The sequence below is a fragment of the Gelidibacter salicanalis genome, assembly GCF_007997285.1.
Taxonomy (GTDB): Bacteria; Bacteroidota; Bacteroidia; order Flavobacteriales; family Flavobacteriaceae; genus Gelidibacter; species Gelidibacter salicanalis.
Genome location: NZ_VORX01000023.1, coordinates 1 through 833, shown reverse-complemented (window position 1 = coordinate 833; position 833 = coordinate 1). Strand labels below are relative to the sequence as shown.

Here is an 833-nt window from a genome sequence, read left to right as displayed (position 1 = left end):
TAGGGCTAAGTCGTAACAAGGTAGCCGTACCGGAAGGTGCGGCTGGAACACCTCCTTTCTAGAGAAAGACGACCATTGGGAAGAGTTTGGAAAAAAAGTGATTTGTTCTTTTGCTGTTAATTTAATAATATACTATAGTAGAGTCTCATAGCTCAGCTGGTTAGAGCGCTACACTGATAATGTAGAGGTCGGCAGTTCGAGTCTGCCTGAGACTACTAAATAGATTTAAGATTGGAGATTTGCGATTGCAGATTGAAGATGTTAAAACGTTCATTACAAGTTGAAAAGGAAATTTTAGACGTTGAGTCACAATCAACAATCGTTAATCGTAATTCAGCAATCTGAAATTCATTAATGGGGGATTAGCTCAGCTGGCTAGAGCGCCTGCCTTGCACGCAGGAGGTCATCGGTTCGACTCCGATATTCTCCACTGTTCAGTAAGCAGTAAAACAGTTTACAGTCGTCAGTCATAAGACTGCGCACTGAATACTGAAGACTGCCAACTGAAAAACGTTCATTGACATATTGAAAAAAGATACATAAAAAATATTACTGTTACGGTCTTAGGACTGTAATAAAGTAACATTTAGATTGATTAGGGTTTACGAGCTTTTAATCAATCTAATAAAGTTTGGTTTATAGAATTAACGATTGGAGCTTGGTACTTGTGCTAACAACTGAGAGAAAAGACTGTAAACTGAATAGTAACTCATTAAAAGACAAAAGTACAATAAGCTACATAAGAGCGTATGGGGAATGCCTAGGCTCTCAGAGGCGATGAAGGACGTGATAAGCTGCGAAAAGCTGCGGGGATTGGCACATACAACGTGATC

2 tRNA genes and 2 rRNA genes are annotated in these 833 nt (G+C 39.5%); all 4 read left to right on the top strand.

The window, feature by feature from the left end:
* Positions 1–58: ribosomal RNA gene (locus ES711_RS16185) — 16S ribosomal RNA — on the top strand; the annotation flags it as partial.
* Positions 59–141: 83 nt separating this feature from the next.
* Positions 142–215: transfer RNA gene (locus ES711_RS16180), tRNA-Ile, on the top strand.
* A gap of 141 nt (positions 216–356) precedes the next feature.
* Positions 357–430 (top strand) — tRNA-Ala (locus ES711_RS16175).
* Positions 431–728: 298 nt separating this feature from the next.
* A 23S ribosomal RNA gene (locus ES711_RS16170) occupies positions 729–833 on the top strand; the annotation flags it as partial.